We start from the raw sequence: 19,115 nt of genomic DNA, 5'->3' as shown, positions 1-19,115 counted from the left end.
AATTAAGTATCTACTAATCTTCTTTTAGGGAGAGCTTTTGATACCGAGGGGGAAAGAAATGAATCAGAACTAGATCAATGGTTAAATGGTATAAAACTTGCTCCATCCCAAAAGCGTGAAGAATTAAAACGTTTTTCATTTTTAAACAACTTTATTTTTTTTTCAAATGACTTTATTATCAATTCAACAACTTTATTGTCATTAAACATAAAATATATGAGATAGCTTGAAATTTACATTTGTTTTATAGTTAAAATATTTATCCATTTTAAATGAACCACTCTTTCCAATCTCTAATGCTTTTTCAAAATTCATCTTAATCCATAATAAGTTGTTTAATATGGAATTGCTATCTTCTTCTATCTTCAGATAGTCCTCACCATGTTTAAGTATACGATCATCGTTTCGGTGATTCGTTGAAACTAAAATACACCCTGTCGCCATTGCATCAGCTGCAGCAGTAGTTGGAAATCCATCAATAGCAAAGTTATCTTTTGTACTACAACAGATAAATATATGAGATTGTTCATATAAGTGTTTTAGTCTTTCGAAATCTAATATGCCCCAAAAAGTATAATTCTTGTTTGTTAATAGATGTAAGCTACCTTCCCAGTTTCCTACAATATGTAAATGAAATTGATCATCAAGTTTATTAAATGCTTGCGCTAATAAAGGAAATCCTTTTCTTTCTGCATTGTGAGCCGCAAATATGATCTGTATTGGCTTAGAAATAACCTTTTGATTATAATGATAAAAATCTGTATTAATCACTCCTGGGACATAAATACTATTGGGAATAGTATTTAATACCTCATTTGCATTAGAGAATACTGTTTTACAATGTTTAGATACTATATTTAAAAATTCAACAGAAGTATAAGGATCCAATCCCCCACCTGGATATAATGTAGTATGAATGTTAATATGATTTTTCTTTAAAAAAGTAGCTATATTATGTTGGGGATTTGTTCCTGGCATTTGTGTCCCGTCAGGAAGATAACAAGTGCCTAATAAACTCAACACGAAATTTAAAAAAACACAATATATATCGGTAATTCCTTCTTCTTTCGCTATCTTATTAAATAATTGAAAATCATGTACTTTTGTTGGAAAATCATCCGTATATACCTCAGTAGCAAAGTAAAGAGTATCAGGTCGTTCTTTATAGATTTGGTAATTCTCCCAATAACGAAATCCACTTAACTTCCAAGGGAATTTGGTATCAATTACCGCAAGACGTCTTTGAGATTTATTCTTCATTTTTAACCACTCACTTCCATCTTCTCTCTTGCAACCGCAAATAAAATTGTTTCTTGAGCATTAATAGTATAGTGGCCTAAATAAAATTGATATCCCAAATTTAAATCGTTAATAAATTTCATAACATTAACAAAATCACTGATTTGATGATAAATCGCAATAGCAAGCGTAGGGCGAAATGTAGTTATAGAATGGATAGCACCTTTTAATGCATTCATTTCAGCACCTTCAATATCCATTTTAATGAAATCCAATTTATGAAGTTTTTGTTCTATCACCAAATTATCTATAGTGATGGTACTAACTTTATCTGTAACACCTGATTCTTCAGAAAATGATACAAAACTTGCAGCACCTTGATCTTTATAATATAGCGAAGTATTTGAATCATTCCAAAGAGGGTGTTTAACAATTGTAATATGATTTTGAAGTGTTTCATTTAAATTGATGTTTTTCGACATAATTTCTAAATTGCTTGGTATAAATTCAATTGTATAAACATGGCCAGTTTCTCCTACTTCATGGGCGAAATAAAGAGCAGTATCCCCAAAACATCCACCTGCGTCAATAACAATGTCTCCTTCTTTTACTTTTATTGCGGGTGAAACTTTATTGTATTCATACTGCTTATCTAAAAAAGTTGCACTAATTCCCATCGAAACATAAAATAACCGCAAATTATACTTTAAAGGAGTTAAATCAAACAATTGTAGCGTCCAATTATGATAATTAGTTTGAAGTGTTTCTGTAGAATGAATGAGGTTTTGAATAGATTTTCTTTGATTCCAATAATTAATAGTATTTAAAGGTAACTTTACTTTATGATTCCCTAATAATCGAAATGACAAGAGTTTAATTAATAACTCTTTGGAAAAGGGATCATTCAATTTGAAATATAGTTCTTCAAGTCCTTGTAGGTGCTTCAGAATTTCTTCTTTTTCATTTTGGATATTTACAACAATTGAATCAATGGAGGGACGAACATGCATAAGTTCAAATAATCCAATATCGATATTATAGTAATAATGGTTCTTTAAGCAATTAAGAAGTTCCATTATAAGTGTATCTAAAAATCCAGAAGTAGAATGCATATTATCGTTAATGTTAATTTGGATTGCACGTTCTGCTAAAAACAATAATTGATTTGCTTTGTTGGATAAATCAATATTGTTAGTCATTTTCATAACATAGGATAAATAATTTGCTGCTAAATATAGTCGACCACTAGAGTAGTAAATCTCACCTAACTTTAATAGTGTCTCAGGATCATTTATATTTGCAATCAAAAGTTTTTTCAACTCATCCTCCAGTAAATTTGTTTCATTTTCCATTTTTAAAGTTACCACCCTTCTTTTAACATAAATTACATTAGATTTTTTTCTAGATACGTATATTTGTATGTGTTGAATTTACTTCTTATGGCTGTTGTTATTTTAGACATTGTTATAAGGTATTATCTGCAACTAAAAAATAGAAGCTTAGATTATATATCGCAACACTAGAAGGTGAAACTTAACTCTATACAAATCAAAATAAATTCAAGTAACAAACAATTTTTTATAATTGTTTGTTACTTGAATCATATAAGGTGATTCAATCGAGAAATTCATAAAAAAACGCCCTCCTTTCCTATTTAGCTTATCTAGAAAGAATAACGTTTTTTTACTTTGGGACATTGGAAATGTTTAAGGGGATAGCAATGTGTTACAACAACCCTCTTTACTACAAAAAGATAACTATAAGATAGCCCCATAAATAATACAGTAATCACCATAATATCCCCTCATACATGTCTTTTTTTATTTTTTTGAGAAATGCTGCAACAAAATCTTTTAAACACTCAGGAATTAATGCTTTTTAAAAATTCATTTTCTAATTCTACTATCTTTTTTTTACGAGCTTTTATTTTTCTCACAGGCACCCCAGCATACATATACCAATCATCTAAACTTTCTTTTACCATACTCATCGCACCAACAGCCGCTCCTTCTCCTATTACTACATTTGGAAAGATAATAGAATGCGCACCAACAATAGCATGCTTTTTTAAAATAACTTTTCCAGCTTTCACATTTTTATATTGATCTGGAACAGTCGGTCCCATTAATGTATTTCCGCTAAAATCATCAATTGCTGCATATACAATTGTTTTTGATGAAATATTTGCAAAATCATGCATTTCAATCCCCATTTCTCCTCCAAATAACGCTGTATATGCCGCTATATGCGAATAACTTCCAATTGTAATTTTGCCACTTAAAATGCAAAAGTCATCGATTCTTACATTATTCCCAACAGATATAGCACCTGGATTATATATGCTGGTTTTTTTACTTATTAATACATTTTCCCCGACGGATAGAAAGCCAATTTCGCTCAGCTCTTCTTGACTATAAAAACTATTCATCTGTGGAAACCCCCTTCTGCATTAAACACATTATAATTTTCTCTACGATTTCTTTTGTCATTCCTTCCCATAAAGGTAGACTAATGATTCGTTTTTCTATTTTATTTGTATTTGTTAAATCTGTAGACTTATATTTTTTAAAGAAATCTTGTTGATGACAAGATGGTGAAAAATATGATCTAGCTTCTATCTTTTGCTTTTTCAACTCTTCTATTATCTGCATATTGTTAATTTTTTCTGAACAGAGGATAGGCATAAATTGATGAATAACTGCTTTTGTCTTTTGAACTTGCCAGCCTTTTTTTATTAATCCCGTACTTTGTAATAACTGTTTATACCATTCAGAGATACGAGTTCGTTCTTGCATTTTTTGATTCCATTTATTTATCGTTGTAATCCCAATAGCTGCTGCATATTCAGTCATTTTACAGTTAAACCCCATCATCGTACATTCACGATTATGATCAAATCCAAAATTACCCATTCTTTTAATTTGATTTATCTCTTCCTCATTATGGCTATATATCATACCACCTTCACCAATTCCGAAAGGCTTTGTTGCATGAAAGCTATATACAATCATACCACTAAAATTCTGACCGTAATGTACACCCTCATGCATTAATCCAAACCCTGGTGCCGCATCTACAACAACCGGAACGCCCTTTTTCTCTAATTCTTCATAGTCTTTCAAGTCCATCCATGATCCGAATGTTGCATATGGAACAACAACTGCAACCTCTTCTTTTAATTCATCAATCTTATCCAAAAGTACCGTTTTATCCATACACCAATCATCTAATGAAATATCAATAAAATAAGGCTCCAAGCCACACCAAATAGCTGCCAATGGAGTAGCAGGGAATGTAAAACTAGGCATAAGCGCATACTTTCCTTTTTTTCTTTTCTTACATTGAATTGCCGCCATTAACCCTAACGTTGCGTTTGCTACTGTTGTAACTGCTCCCCTGTTCTGAAAAAATTCCGACATAATTGTTTCTTCAAAACGTTGATTTATAGGTCCATAATTTGTATATATGTGGGAGATATCAATTCGCTCTAATTCATCTAAGTACTCGTTTGCAGGTACAATTGACGCACGTAAAAAAGGAATATTCTCCATATGCATCTATTCCTTTCTATCATTTTCGGACAATATAGAGCATATCCGTTTCTGATAATCCGAATTTCCTAGCAATTTCTATTCCTTGTTTCTGAGCTAAGTTATATAATTCCACCTTAAAGCCCGCATCTGTTAATCGTTGAATAAATCCCGATCGATTATAAATCCTAACATGATCTTCTTGACCAAAGGCTATTTTTCTCAATAATGGCGTTACAATAGATTTATCCTCTATAGTAAAATCTACATTCATTACGATTGGCACTTGAATAATTCCCCACCCATTTGGCTTTAGTACCCTATATAATTCTCGCATTGCTTTTTCATCGTCAGGCACGTGTTCTAATACATGACTACATAAAATAACATCAAAGGTATTATTTTCGTATGCAATTCTCGTAATATCAATTTCCTCCATTAAAGAATCCTTTGGTTCTAAATCCCCACATATATAAGTAATGTTTTTAAACTGGTTAAGCCATCCTCTTACCTTCACTTCAGGTGCAATATGAAGCATAGTATAATTCCTACTTAACAAATCCGTTTCTGTTTCAATGTACGCACGATACAACCTGTCACGATCCATCGAATAGCAAACTGGACAGATACCTGTATCTTTATTCCACATCTCAAATTCATATTTTAGAAAATCATAATGTGCTGGCCAAGGAGAAAAACTTTTAAATTCTTGATTGCAATATTGGCAATAACAAATATTTTTCTCAAATATTTGAGTAACTAGTTTAATTAACCCACTTTTTATCTTTTCATTATAAATTTGATCTAGTTCTCCACTTCTTACTGCATCCTTAAGTATAAATCCCGCATTCTCCAAACAATAAGATAAGCTCTCTTTATAATCTTGTTCAGTATTTAAAAAACCACTATTATGTGCATCTGTAATTAATTCAATCCATTCTTCAATTGTCATTAATATAAAGTACATTTGTTTTTGATTTTGTCCACTATGTTGTCTAAAGTAGCTAAGAGGTTCCTCTATATAAACTACTTTTCCTTTCCTCATCATATCTAACCAAGTTGCAATGTCATTAATAGAAGAATACGCTTTCCCCTTAAAATAACCAAATTTTCCTCCAAAAAAATTGCGATTAAACAAAACCGTTGTCGGTTCTCCAACTACGTTTTTCAAGTTTTTCAACATATAATTCCCTAGTGTTTCCCCTTCAAAAATTGTAGTTTCTGCGGCAATTTTCATATTCAATGTAGAGGGGGGTAATACCTCTCCATTCTCATCAATCAGTTCACGGTACGACGTCACAAATGCAATGTTTTCTAATTCAAAAAAGTATTTCATCATTCTCTCAATCTTTTCAAGATGAAATAAATCATCATCTAATAAAAAATTTATATATTCACCAGTAGCAAGCTCTATACATTGATTAAAATTTTCAGCCACCAATGGATTTTCATTTTTAACATATGTTATACATTCATGTTCTTTTAAGTATGGCTGGATCATTGTTTTTACTTCATCATTTGTACTATCGTCAGAAATTATAATTTCAATATTTTCATAGGTTTGATTCAAAGCACTTTTGAGGGCTAATTCTAAGTAATGAGGTCTATTGTAGGCAGGAATTAGTATACTGACTTTTGGGAGGTGCGAGTTGATATTCATACGCTGTTTTTTCTTTTCAATATTTATTTTCTTTAGCTTGATTTGTTGATAGTAATCCAATGAATATAATATGGATGATGGAACAATTCTTCTTGCATAGTCTAGAAAATTTGTAATAGCTCTGTCTAACTCCTCTTCGGAGGATAAGAAACCATATTTTTCTCCAGCTATAATAATACTATGAGAAAAATCTTCTAACCCATCCATCATTTTATTAGATTCATTTAACTGCTGATTTGAATGTAATCGAAAGTAACTGAGTGTCTCCGCTATATATACCGCTTTCCCTTTACTCAGTAAAGATAACCATGAAGCTACATCTACGTTGCAAAGATACCGCCTTTTATCAAATACACCATACGGTTCTGTTAAATCACTTTTACGAAATAAAACCGTTGTCGGTTCTCCTATATAATTCTTTTGATTCATAATCACCATTTTTCCTAATTGTGACCCATCTATAATCGTATCTGTATAAAATAAACGCATCGTTGAATAAACATCTGGCAATAGGTTTCCTTCTGCATCCATTACTTGGCGATGGGATGTTACAAGCTTAATTTCATTATCTAGGTCATTTAAAAAGTATTTCATCATTTTTTCAATTTTATTTACATGAAATAAATCATCATCCATTAAGAAGTTTATATACTCACCTTTCGCTTTATGAAATAACATACGTGAGTTCTCAAATTGTCCCAGAGTTGACTTATTTTTTATATAAATAATATTTGAATGATCATACAAGTACTTTTGTAACACTTTCTCTGTTTCTTCGTTTGTACTATCATCCCCTATTATAATTTCCATATTAGGATACGTTTGTTCTAATACACTACATAAAGCTTTTTCAAAGTAGTGTGGACGATTATACGTAGGAATTAATACACTTACTAAAGGCGTTTGATTTATTTCCTTTTCATTTGTACCATTTTCCATTCTATTCCTCCGCCTTTTTATTTATTTTCACTTTTGAAATAGACATGCTACTACAAATCTATTTATTAGACGAACTAGATCTGAAAGGTGTTGCGAAAAACAAATAAATAGCTTTAAAAACAGCATCTATGTTGACATAGTGTAGAATAAACCTGGATAACTTTTTTCGTCCCATTCTATTTATTTGTAAAATGCGGCATTCTTTTTTCAATAAATGCCTTTACCCCCTCCTTCACATCCTCTGTTTGAAATACTTTTCCAAAGTAACGCGCTTCAATCTCGAGCCCTTCTTGTAAAGGTACTGCTGCCCCTTCGCGAATTGCCAACTTCATATAGGTGAGAGCTGGAAGAGAAAATTTACTTATATCCCTTGCAATCTCTTTTGCTTTATTTAACGCCTCTCCTCGAGGGGTAATGTAGTTAACCAAGCCTATTTCTTTTGCTTCTTTAGCTGTAATCGATTTCCCTGTGAACATCATCTCTTTTGCTTTCCCTTCTCCAATTAATCTAGGTAAGCGTTGGGTTCCTCCAGCCCCAGGAAATAAACCTAACGTAATTTCCGGTAATCCAATTAAAGATTGTTCTTCTATTATCCTCAGGTCACAAGCAAGTGCTAATTCACATCCACCACCTAGTGCTAACCCATTAACAGCAGCTATAGTCGGTTTGGACAGATTCTCTAGTTGATTAAGAGGTTGTTGCAATTCTAATGATTTCATCTCGGCATATTTTTCACCTTTGCCCATCCAATCTGGAAATTCTTTTATATTCCCTCCTGCTACAAAGGCCTTTTCTCCACTTCCAGTTATAATTATGACTGAAATATCATTATCAATTTCTATTTCCTCTAATAAATCTACTAATTGTTGAACTACTTCTAAACTTAAAGTGTTGACTGGTGGATTTTGAATTGTAACGACTGCAATACTTCCTTTTTTATTACAAGTTACTACTCGTTCATTCTTCATAAAAAATCCCCTTTTAAACTACCTAATTTTTCACAACACCAAGCATCTTTATTTCACTCACCATCAGCCTAAATTTCCAAATATGGTTCCGCTTTTAGAAATTCATCAATTTATTGTATGAACTGTAGAAGCATAAAATGAGCAATCCTTTCTTGGCACCATTTTATAATCACAACATATTTTTAAATGGTTCTTTTACTATATTAATTAGCTTCATGTTTCTTTGGTTTCCGTTACACAGTTTCTGAAGCTGGGATGACTATTAGAAAAAATGAGATAAGAAGACTGTTACATGAGGTACATTAAATGCGAACAATTTAAGAAAGGCACTATTTTAGTAACCACTTGTATTTAAGTCTTTCTTAACTAATTTGTTGTAATTACAATTGAATTACCCCCACTTTCACTTCGTTTAGAAGTGGGGGAATTCCTAAGTTAAGAGTTCTATCGAACTCTAAATAAAAAAGCTTATCCTTCAACACGTAATGATAAGCTTTTTTATTATTCTTTTCATTTTTTGTTTTCGGAAGTATTTCTTTAAGTTGATAGCAATGCGGTGCTATCCCATCACTATAAAGCTAAAACTTTATAGTGCCCCCAAAGCGGAAGGAACGGATTGCATTTATATAAATAGCTTTTGGAAAATTGATAATTTTGTTTAGGGATACTTTAAGTTTTTAGCTTGAAGGGCATATAGTACTACCTCATACAGAGTAATTAGGATATTAAACTTAAACGTGTTATTTTTAGCATTCTAAATAATCGGGTTCAATGTATTTTTCTGTTTCAGGAGAGCTTTTAATTTCTATAGGATATTTCTTAAAAGCTACAACAGTAATCCTATCTTCTTGAACTAAACTTCTGGATTCATTTATAGAAGAGAAACCTGTTCGCGTTAAAAAATTGTATAAAGAGGATTTTGTCATCCAAAAACTAGTAACGTTATCTAATGATGCCCATTTTGCTTTTAAACGTTCTTCTATTGATGAATTAGCAGAGTGTTCTAGCATTGTGTGTCCCTTATATTCATAATTTTTATAAAGTACTGATACATTAGGAGTAGAAGTGATATGAGTATCAATTATTACAAACCTTTTGCATACTTCATACACTTTTTCTAAAAAGGGGAATACATCTGAGCAGTCTAAATGATATAAAATACCCGAGCATAAAACAATATCAAATTGACCATATTTGTCAGCACTTAAATTTCTTACATCATCTTGATAAAAGGTTAAGTTTTCCAACCTTAATAAATCTTTAGCGAATATAGCTTTTTGTATGTTTGATTCTCTTCCTTCTATCCCTACAACAGTTGCGCCTTGCATAGCAAACTCAATAGCGTAATGCCCCTCTAAACAAGCTAAATCTAAGATTCGAAGATTTTTAAAATCACATTGTGTGATATCTTGAATCATTGTCACAATTTTTTTTAACGCAGGATTTGGTTGTCGAATATCTCTTGTATATAGAGTATCCGTTAATTTAATATCATAAGCGGTCCATTCACCATATTTACGAATAATGTTTTCTTTTTCGAGAACAAAATCTTTCATGATACAATTCGCCACCTTTAACATAATATTATGTGTAATATATACCTTTATAAGATCAATATATGTGTGTATAACTTGTATTTAGACGAAGGTAAACATTTTAAGTCTAATTCTAGAGTATTCCTGCTAATTGAACTACCCCCACTTTCACTTCGTTTAGAAGTGAGGGATTCCTAAGTAAAGAGTTCTATCGAACTCTAATTGATTAGGCTAACCCCGCAGTCCTTGCGGTTAGAAGTCTTATTGCTTCATTCTTTATATTGATACTTGCGTTAATATCCCTATCATGGTGCATACGACAAGAAGGACAGTCCCATTTACGTAGGTTTAGATTTTTAACGTCTTTATTTTGATATCCACAACAAGAACATAATTGGCTGGAAGCAAATGTTTTCGATACGACAATGACTTGTTTGCCATACCATTTTGCTTTATATTCCAACATGGTTCGAAACTGTGACCAAGATACTTCACTAATTGCTTTTGCTAACTTATGATTCTTTAACATATTCGATACTTGCAAATCCTCTATACCGATAACATCGTGGCTTTTGATGATTTCAGTCGAGATTTTGTCTAAGTAATCTTTTCTAGCATTTGATATGTATTCATGAATTCTAGCTACTTTTACTCGTTGTTTATTCCAGCGAGAAGATCCTTTCATTCTTCTAGAAAGAACACGCTGTGCTTTCGCCAACTTATCTTCTAATAATCGGAAAAACTTCGGATTTTCATAGGGTGTTCCATCTGACAAAATGGCGAAATCTTTTAGTCCTACATCTATCCCAATGTAAGAATGTGTTTTCGGAAGTTCTTGTACTTCTGTTTCAACTAATAGTGACACAAAATATCTACCAGAAGGGTTTCGTCTAACAGTCGCATTTACAATACGTCCCTCTACTTCACGACTTTTGGCAAATCGAACAAGGCCTAGTTTGGGCAACTTTATTTTGTTCCCTACAACGGCAATATTTTCATTTGTTTGTTTTGTGGTATAAGATTGTACGTTATTCTTCTTGGATTTGAAACGCGGGGCACTATTTTGTTTTTTGAAAAATCGTGTATACGCATCCGCAAGGTTGCGAACAGACGACTGAATCGCAATACTATCCACTTCTTTGAGCCAAACAAACTCTTTCTTCATGGCAGGAAGTTTAGCAGAACATGTACCATATGTTAAACCTTTTCCAGTCTCTTTGTATGCGTGATCCCATAGAGATAGGAAATGATTGAATACAAAGCGAGAACAACCTATCGTTTTGTTAATTAGAATTGCTTGTGCTTGATTTGGATAGATACGAAACTTATAGGCTTTATTAATTATCATTTGATTCACCTCCATTTCGGTATATGGCTATTATATACCGAACGTACATTCGATATATAATGGAGTAAAACTTTCTGTAAGTCGCACAATTACGATAGCTTCCTGCCATCCCTTGTTCGAAGCCAATTCATCTCCCACCTACTCACTGGACTGTGACCCTTCACGCTCCTTGAGGAAGCAGTCTTCTTTGCTAAAATGATAAAAAATATGTTATATAACTATAAAAACTCTACCAAATTATTAAAGGAATCTCCTTCCGCCTATCGAATTATTGTAGAAGAAAGGAGAGGAATACATGGAAATTCTAGGATTAGATCCTCGCGCATTAGCGACTTTAGGTGCACTTGAATACACCAATCGTCGCAATAAATTAATCGAAGACTCGGAGAATAACATATACGAGTGTAAAGAAATTAAAGAAATACTTCAATCACTCCCTAAAGAGAAGCAGATTGAGGTTCTTGAGAATCAAGCTCACTTTGAAGCTGTGGCAAAGATGATTGAACAAAACAATTTAATTCTTTTAGAACAGATGAAAGCTCTACAGCTAATTCAGAAATAAGAAACTTATGATTAATTAATTCTACATATGCTTCTATATATAATGTCTCTTTATCTATACTACCAGCCTCTGTTTTTACAGGGGCTTTTGTTATGCGTTGATTCATATTTTGAATTTGAATGGTTTCTTTCACATGTATGAATAGATCTTCTAATAAACCTGGTGTAGACCCTAATTCCTGCTTTTCAATTTCCTCTGTGACGGCACTGATAAATTCCCATAGTACTTTTGCACCTAGTAGTTCTGCTAAACGTTTTTCACGCATTTCAAATGTTTTCATGTTCATATTAAACACTTCCCTTCTCCGTATTTTTTACCGTTAATTAAATTGTTTAGATTATGATGTAGCTGCTATGTAAGGTAATTGAATTCTCACTCACCCCACTTGTAAACTATAGTTTACAAGTGGGCCCAAAAATAGATTCAACGCTTTTTCCCAAAACCTTTGCTATTTTTATAGCTAACTTAACGTTTGGTTGTTTTTTATTATTCTCTATCTCAGAAATATAAGTGCGCGATAAACCAACTTGTTCCGCTAATTTTTCTTGTGATATTAGTTTTTCTTTCCGTAATTCAGCTATCCTATTCACTGCTCTACTCCTCTCCGCTTATGTATTCATATGATTACAAAATAATTGTAAATCATAGTTTACTAAATCGTCAACAATGTTTTACATATTTTTTCTCTATTTTAGTTTCTTTTTGTAAATTATTGTTTACAATTGTAATAGGAGGATTACATATGAAGAAAACTCTTGGTGAAATTATTAAAAATTATCGTTTAACAAATAAACTATCCTTGCGCGATTTTGCTCAAAAATGCGATGTTAGTCATACTTATATAGACAAACTTGAAAAAGGCGTAGATTCCAGAACAGGAAAACCTGTAGAACCAACACTATTAGTAATTGAAAAAATAGCAAACGCCATGAATATAAGTACTAGATCCTTATTAGAAGAAATAGGATTCATTGCAAAAGATAGTACCGAAGTACATAATACAGAATTAGAGAAATGGTTTACATCAATTAAAAGTGCCTCTCCCCAAAAGCGAGAGGAATTAAGGAAGTTTTGGGAATTTATAATACAGAAAGAAGATTAATGTATCAAAAAGACCGCCACCTTAACAAGGTGGCGGTCGCTGGTTCGAACCCAAACAAGATTATACCGTTCCCTCCTTGATATTCAAGAGGAGTTCTTATGTATAACAATGGAACAGCTCTTTCAGGGAAGAAAATTCCATTTACCTTAAGCTTCTTTTCGATATTTAGCTAATACTTGTTCTAAACGTTTACGTTCACCTTAGGCGCATTCTTTTCTAAATCTATTTCCATTGCCTTGAGAACAAGTTGTGCATTCACATCTTCAATCCCCGCATTATTCCCTTCATATCAAAAGCCTTTAAGCTAATTTTGCTCGCTTTAGGTTAGAGCTATCTTGTTAGTTTATTAGGCATAGATCCTTTTTTCTTATCCTATATTTCTGACCTTTTAATCTGTCTATTTCCACGAATCACATATTATGAATATATTTATAAATCAACCTTACAAATAAAAAAGAATAAGAAGATCTATGCGAATAAACGCTTTAGAATCTTCCTATTCCTCCATACACACCCTTAAAAATAGTTGGCTTATTGCTTTGTATTAAATAATCCCTTTTTTCAATAAACTTACATAACTATTATCTCCAATGATGACATGATCTAGAAGAGGGATACCAATAATAATTCCACATTCTTTTAACCTTTTAGTCACTTCAACATCTTCTTGTGATTCCATACTATGGCCTGAAGATAGCAATAGGTAAGACTTTGAGGTTATCTCCACCTTTTCCCCTGCTCTACACCGTGCGTGCAACTTTCATCGCACACGGCATGCCATCGTTTGCCTTCTATTTCATTTTCCTCAATCTACTTAGTTTAATTTAAATCCCTAATTTACTTGATTATTTCATTTCCAATTAACAATCTTAATTTATTCAGCTTTATAAGTTGTTCCTCATTCTAGGGATCTTCTTAAAGTTTTCGTTCAAGGTATATCACGCTCCAATCTTGGCTCGTGACCTTTTTAGTCATACGAGAATCCTTGAGATGATTGAGTTGAAATAGTTTAGGCGAAACGACTTGAGGCTATTGTTCCATTTCCATTACAGAAACTTCATCACTCCTGCCTCTACTCTCACTATCATAAAAGGAAGTTATAGATATATTCCTTTCCTCCCTACCACTTCATAGAGTGTGTACTCTCCATGTTGATAGCTTTCCACGTTCCCTTAACTCTATCTATTTCTTAACTTAGGTGCTAGCTCTTGCCTGACGTCCTCTCCATCGCCTGTAACGATGCATGGAGCTTTCGAAACCACCATACTTACTCGCCCACGGAACGCACTTGAAGTTTTCATCAAGTCTACTCATTTCTAAGTAGTTCCACTTACAGACATTTCATTCGCTAGTTCGTCAGTGTTTTACCACATTCTCACCATATTAAGTTTTTCACGACTCCCGACCTATCAGTTGTACCAACCACCTCTGGTCAGCTTTCGGTTACTCATGAGTACTACGACAACTTTTAGCCGACTTCACCGAGCTCCACACCCTATTCTTATACACATTCGAATAATGCATGTCGGAGTATTAGAGTAGGCATTTCAAGGCGTTACCCTATCATTCTACCTATCGAGTTAAGAGTTCACGACTCCCTTACTTGCCATAAATGACGTTCAGACAGCGTGCTTAACCTTTTCAGTTAGGAACGTGTCGCACGGTGGTTGTGAAAACATACTATTGAAGATGCATTGTTTAATATTGCTGTGCGGAAGGTCTCGCGCGGATGGACAAGCGATGAATCAACAGTCCCTTCGAACACAATGCTGCATCCAATAATTTCATTCTTTGTATTTAAGTTAAATACACCAAAAATTTCATTCGGTCTTGATTCTATATCGAATATAATCTGTGCAAAGCGTACAGCATCCGCTGGACAAGTGATTTTCTTTTTCTCAATATCATAAATACGATTACTGTCTTTTACCAACTTTACAGATTGAACCATAATTTTCTTACCCATGTCCTTCTCCTTTCGAAATAAAAAAGACGAGACTGCTACTCTCATCTTTTTTCACCTTCTTTTGTATTTTGAAATCCAAAATTCTTATTTCCCCACTACAATTCTTAATAATTTAAGATAATCTATCACATCCTTGTTAGTTGATTACTTATCCTATTCCCACAACGCAAAAAAACCTTCCAGGAATACATTCGTATTACAAATTAGCGTATATGCGTTATACACTTCCTTGTAATGAATCGTAAACCCGAAAGGTTTGTGGTTATTTAGGAATGATTAAAAAGGAAAAATTTTCTTGAACTTATTATATAATAAGTTCATTTCTATTTCAATCAAAATAAACTAAATATTCATTCTTTTGCGAAGGAGATTTGATTTCTATATTAAAAGACACCCATATTCAATTGAGTGTCTTTACAAAGTTATTTAACTTGTTTTTGTAGAATTCCCTCTAATTCTCGCACAGTCTCGGAAAATTCATCAATTCTTATCGTGCACATTTCGATAGTTTTTTCAGTATCGATAACTTCCCACACAGGATGAATAACTTCTCCCTCCTGTTTCGGATACAGCAATATACACCTTTGAACTTCCTTATAAGCGGTTACATACGCATACATTTGATAAATGTCGCTCTGTACATAACTACTTCTTCCATTATTTGTTGCACTTTTCCACTTCGTATCCATGATTATCACATTATTAATCACAAAATCTGGTTTTAATAGAATGTTCTGGCGTCCACTCTTCTTATTACGTAATAGCCTCTTTTCTGCATGTTGACTGATTATTTTATTATTACCAATAGTCTCTTGTAGTGCTACTTCAATATATTTTTCAAACAACATATTCATTTGAAATAAGAAAGAGAACGATGATGCTCCTCGTCCTTTACTATAAATCGTTGCCCGCTCAACAATTAGCTTAGCAAATAAAGCAGCTTGACGAAAACGTTCATTCTGTCGGTTAAATGTAATACTCTTTAATTCCTTCTCTGTAAAATACACTACATCCACAGGTTCTAAGTAGCCTAAACAGCGCTCAAGATAAAGTTTTAAAGTATGTATTTTTGTATGCTTTTTTACAATGAGCAATGCACATTTAAATAGCTGATTTAAAGAGTTATTTTCCGTATATTCATCAAATGCACAATATGCTTTTGTTTTTTGAAATACATTCTTATAAATGTGTTTACTAAGCTCGAGTTTGCCACGCAGTGTATTTAAATTTTCTTCATGACGTTCGTATGTTTTAAAAGTCCCTTTTCTGAGTTCATTTAGCAAACGAGTAAGAAATGTAGCAAGAAATGCCGTAAGCAGTTCTCCTCTATCCTCACCATTTAATACTTCCTCATAAAATGAAACTGGCAAAAAACCTGTAATCGAAAGCATTCCTAGTAATGCCTTTCGATCGTCAATAGGTGTAAGTTTTATTTTTGGAATAATTTCATACCGCACGTCCGAACATTGTATCACGCCAACATAATTAATAAAGCGCATTCGTTTGTACTTCTGATCAATCACTTGGTCATTTGGATATTTCTCTTCAATATACCGTATAAGCTCATCAAATTGTTCTGCTGTAACGTCGTTTTCTGTAATCCAGTCATATGCCTCACGCACTATAATTGTCTTATTCATAAATCGCTATTAGCTCTTGCGCTGTTAATTTTCGTTTTACTCGGTACAGTGCAGGAATATAAATAGATGGCTTTTGTTTAAACAGTTCATTTACATTAACTTCTTCTTTATAAACAATATATTGATCTTCTTTTGAACTCCCTATTCCCCCCAAAACAAGACCAATCTTTTCCCAATCATCATAAAAATACTCTTGTAAAAGTGGAATGATTTTCGTTTGAAAAATAGCTATAACTTCATTATCTGTTTTCGCGTTTATAAAATACGCATGCCCAATCATATGATCGCGATCATACAGTACTTCAATCCGCTTATTAATAACAGAAAGCATTTCAGCAAGATCAATTTCATCACCAATCGATTCAAGAAGATCCGTATTTGGCATAATTTCTTCAAACACAAAGCGACGGCGTAACGCTGTATCAAGCAGTGCAATTGAACGGTCGGCCGTATTCATCGTCCCTATTACATATAAATTGGGTGGTAACGTAAACTTCTCTTTTGAATACGGTAGTTCAACAATCAATTCATTACTTTGTGTTAAACGCTTATCCTCTTCCAGTAACGTTAACAGCTCACCAAAAATCTTAGAAATATTGCCTCGGTTCATTTCATCAATAATTACAACATGTTTTTTTGCATTCGAATAATCAAAGGAACCGTTTTCCAGCAATGCCTTTTGAATAATTGCCTTTTTCTCTTCTCCTTCAACTTCAATTTTTTCTTCGCCTTCTACTGTATCTTCCATTTTTTCTAATATCCAATTTAGTACAGACCAATATCTCGTCTGATTACACCCTCCAATCGCCTCACGAACAAACATAGTATTATTCTTCCAATCAATATCATGCTCCTGAATATAGCGATAAAGGCTTAGTAAACGATTCTTTGAAACTATTGAACTAGTTTTTACATCTTCACTAGTTACAACGATATTGTTTTGCTCTGAAATGTATGAAATGAAATTTGTCGTTCCTGTTTTTGATTCGAATTGAATATTATTCTTCAAGCCATTTTCAACCAGGTAATCATAAAGTTGTTCAAAACGAACTTCATTAGAAAAGTCCTGACTAGTGTTTTGAATTCCTTCATACATCGCTTCAAGAGCGGCTTTTTTCAAAATACCATCTGTTGGCACAAAGTTCCCTTTTCCATCAGATTTTAATCCTTCTATAAAATCTTCATATCCATAGGACTGATGGAATGTCACGAGATGAATGTTCCCATCTTTAGTTAAACGTGAAAACTCTTGTTGTAATGCTTCTCGTCCATCTACTTTCAGTTCCTCATATGTTCTTTTATCGATCAATTCAAGAGCACGTTCAACGATTTGATATGTTTTCCCTGTTCCAGGTGGACCAAAAAAGACATAGTTTCTTGGATCTGTATCTAATACTTCGATAGATTCTTGGGGCGTATTACTTGTTTCCTTTCCCTCCATAAATACTAAGTTAATGACATTTTTATTTTTCACTTCATTTAATGTACTACGATATCCTCCATAACCTATGAACTCTCTCTCTTCAATATTAATCCACTCAACAGGAAGTAGATGTCCGTACTCTTCAGAGAATTCATAACCATCAATAGTATCTTTGGTAATTTTCCCAACAGCACTAACTCGTAACACTGATCTTGTCTTCCCATCAACCTTACGAGTAAATGATGTTTTTAAAGCAACAAGGTCTCCTTCTTTCATTTTTAAAAATTGCTTTAATGCTTTTTGTCCTGCTGATGTTTCTTCCTTCTCATCTATGATATCTTCAATATTCTCTTCTTCTAAAAGAGAGGATAAATCCTCTTGTAAAAATCCTATTGCTATGCAGTTGTTTTTCAATAAATAATCTTGGATAGAACGATCTTTTCCATAGGTATGTCCAGCTAGCCAATAGTTTGTATTCTTATCAAGAGATTTATCTCGCTCAGAAAATGTATCCCAGATAAATCTTGAAATCTTTTCATTAGACCAATCTAAAAAAACATTTTGTTTCTTAATAGAATGCAACACTGCATGATTCAAAGCAATTGCATTCTGAGGAGTAAGCAATTCATCTTTTATATGTAATTCCTTTCCTAACTCAATCAAAATTGGTGGTGAATAAATATTAAAAAATCTCTCTGGAACATAAATATTTAAAATTTTTAGCAGTACCATATTATAAATTGGCAAATTCAATGTAACAATTTCAGAAATACGGTCTTCCTTTGCACGCCGAATTGCCTCACAAATCCCCTCTTTTAGAGCTCTAAATTCTTCCTGCAACTGTTCACCTTTTAATACCAATTTTTGTTTACCGTATCCTTTACAGTACTCACCAGTTTTAGCACGATAAATTCCGAATTTAGCAGCATTTGCTCCACCAATCCCGCCTAGGATATTTTTCTGTTCAAGCCAGTAATTAAAACAATCTTTAGTTTTAGTACTTGCATATTCTTCTATATTTAGATTTCTTAAGGATTCTAATGGAAAACGTTTTATGAATTCTTGGCGTCCTGATTCTTTTTCAGCAAGCAATGAAATATCGGGTTCATAATGAGTAGCCTTTTGGATCACTATTTGAATCTTCATATTGGAAATTACCTCCATTTAATTTTATAGATTAATTATAGAATATGAGGAGAAAAG

At 32.9% G+C, this 19,115-nt stretch carries 14 protein-coding genes and 3 pseudogenes; 2 read left to right on the top strand and 15 right to left on the bottom strand.

What is annotated here, in order from left to right; genetic code table 11:
* Window positions 1-6 precede the first annotated feature (6 nt).
* Window positions 7-135: pseudogene (locus ACTFR3_RS20445) on the top strand (helix-turn-helix domain-containing protein); the annotation flags it as partial.
* Window positions 136-201: 66 nt separating this feature from the next.
* Here the strand turns inward: ACTFR3_RS20445 and ACTFR3_RS20440 are convergent.
* From ACTFR3_RS20440 to ACTFR3_RS20395, 10 genes are all read right to left on the bottom strand, one after another.
* On the bottom strand, window positions 202-1,020 hold the full coding sequence (locus tag ACTFR3_RS20440) for a glycosyltransferase (RefSeq protein ID WP_440044794.1): 819 nt from the start codon (window positions 1,018-1,020) through the stop codon (window positions 202-204).
* A gap of 242 nt (window positions 1,021-1,262) precedes the next feature.
* Complete coding sequence (locus tag ACTFR3_RS20435) at window positions 1,263-2,591, bottom strand: FkbM family methyltransferase (RefSeq protein ID WP_098788076.1); 1,329 nt, start codon at window positions 2,589-2,591, stop codon at window positions 1,263-1,265.
* A gap of 509 nt (window positions 2,592-3,100) precedes the next feature.
* The gene (locus tag ACTFR3_RS20430) at window positions 3,101-3,667 is read right to left on the bottom strand and encodes an acyltransferase (RefSeq protein WP_426937846.1); all 567 of its coding nucleotides are present in this window, start codon (window positions 3,665-3,667) and stop codon (window positions 3,101-3,103) included.
* Window positions 3,660-4,790 carry an aminotransferase class I/II-fold pyridoxal phosphate-dependent enzyme gene (locus ACTFR3_RS20425; RefSeq protein ID WP_074540514.1) on the bottom strand — a complete coding sequence of 377 codons (1,131 nt, stop codon included), beginning with the start codon at window positions 4,788-4,790 and terminating at the stop codon, window positions 3,660-3,662. The genes ACTFR3_RS20430 and ACTFR3_RS20425 overlap by 8 nt, the downstream gene beginning before the upstream one ends.
* 19 nt (window positions 4,791-4,809) lie before the next feature.
* The gene (locus ACTFR3_RS20420; protein ID WP_440044759.1) at window positions 4,810-7,368 is read right to left on the bottom strand and encodes a glycosyltransferase; all 2,559 of its coding nucleotides are present in this window, start codon (window positions 7,366-7,368) and stop codon (window positions 4,810-4,812) included.
* A 176-nt stretch (window positions 7,369-7,544) separates the two neighbouring features.
* Window positions 7,545-8,336: an enoyl-CoA hydratase gene (locus ACTFR3_RS20415; RefSeq protein WP_440044758.1), complete on the bottom strand. Its 792-nt coding sequence runs from the start codon at window positions 8,334-8,336 to the stop codon at window positions 7,545-7,547.
* Between the two features lie 746 nt (window positions 8,337-9,082).
* Window positions 9,083-9,892 carry a class I SAM-dependent methyltransferase gene (locus ACTFR3_RS20410; RefSeq protein ID WP_139848437.1) on the bottom strand — a complete coding sequence of 270 codons (810 nt, stop codon included), beginning with the start codon at window positions 9,890-9,892 and terminating at the stop codon, window positions 9,083-9,085.
* Between the two features lie 205 nt (window positions 9,893-10,097).
* Entirely contained in the window at window positions 10,098-11,219 is a 1,122-nt protein-coding gene (gene tnpB / locus ACTFR3_RS20405) for an IS200/IS605 family element RNA-guided endonuclease TnpB (RefSeq protein ID WP_440044757.1), read from the bottom strand.
* A 437-nt stretch (window positions 11,220-11,656) separates the two neighbouring features.
* Complete coding sequence (locus ACTFR3_RS20400; RefSeq protein ID WP_139848436.1) at window positions 11,657-12,067, bottom strand: hypothetical protein; 411 nt, start codon at window positions 12,065-12,067, stop codon at window positions 11,657-11,659.
* A gap of 106 nt (window positions 12,068-12,173) precedes the next feature.
* Window positions 12,174-12,371, bottom strand: a complete 198-nt coding sequence (locus tag ACTFR3_RS20395; protein WP_016136230.1) for a helix-turn-helix transcriptional regulator — start codon at window positions 12,369-12,371, stop codon at window positions 12,174-12,176.
* A gap of 152 nt (window positions 12,372-12,523) precedes the next feature.
* On the opposite strand from ACTFR3_RS20395, the gene ACTFR3_RS20390 reads away from it, so the two are divergent.
* Window positions 12,524-12,883, top strand: coding sequence for a helix-turn-helix domain-containing protein (locus tag ACTFR3_RS20390; RefSeq protein ID WP_098255238.1), 360 nt, complete (start codon window positions 12,524-12,526; stop codon window positions 12,881-12,883).
* 544 nt (window positions 12,884-13,427) lie between these two features.
* Here ACTFR3_RS20390 and ACTFR3_RS20385 read toward each other — a convergent pair.
* The 5 genes and pseudogenes from ACTFR3_RS20385 to ACTFR3_RS20365 form a co-directional block, all read right to left on the bottom strand.
* Window positions 13,428-13,574 (bottom strand): annotated as a pseudogene (locus ACTFR3_RS20385) (JAB domain-containing protein); the annotation flags it as partial.
* 487 nt (window positions 13,575-14,061) lie between these two features.
* Window positions 14,062-14,184, bottom strand: coding sequence for a hypothetical protein (locus tag ACTFR3_RS20380; RefSeq protein ID WP_322367667.1), 123 nt, complete (start codon window positions 14,182-14,184; stop codon window positions 14,062-14,064).
* Window positions 14,185-14,531: 347 nt separating this feature from the next.
* A pseudogene (locus tag ACTFR3_RS20375) lies at window positions 14,532-14,849 on the bottom strand (JAB domain-containing protein); the annotation flags it as partial.
* Between the two features lie 422 nt (window positions 14,850-15,271).
* Complete coding sequence (locus ACTFR3_RS20370; protein WP_440044756.1) at window positions 15,272-16,489, bottom strand: McrC family protein; 1,218 nt, start codon at window positions 16,487-16,489, stop codon at window positions 15,272-15,274.
* The gene (locus ACTFR3_RS20365) at window positions 16,482-19,058 is read right to left on the bottom strand and encodes an McrB family protein (RefSeq protein ID WP_440044755.1); all 2,577 of its coding nucleotides are present in this window, start codon (window positions 19,056-19,058) and stop codon (window positions 16,482-16,484) included. The genes ACTFR3_RS20370 and ACTFR3_RS20365 overlap by 8 nt, the downstream gene beginning before the upstream one ends.
* Window positions 19,059-19,115 lie beyond the last annotated feature (57 nt).

The sequence above is a fragment of the Bacillus cereus group sp. MYBK14-1 genome (assembly GCF_051916885.1).
Lineage (GTDB): Bacteria > Bacillota > Bacilli > Bacillales > Bacillaceae_G > Bacillus_A > Bacillus_A cereus.
Note: the sequence above shows the minus strand (reverse complement) of the source record. Positions and strands in the feature narration are given on the sequence as shown.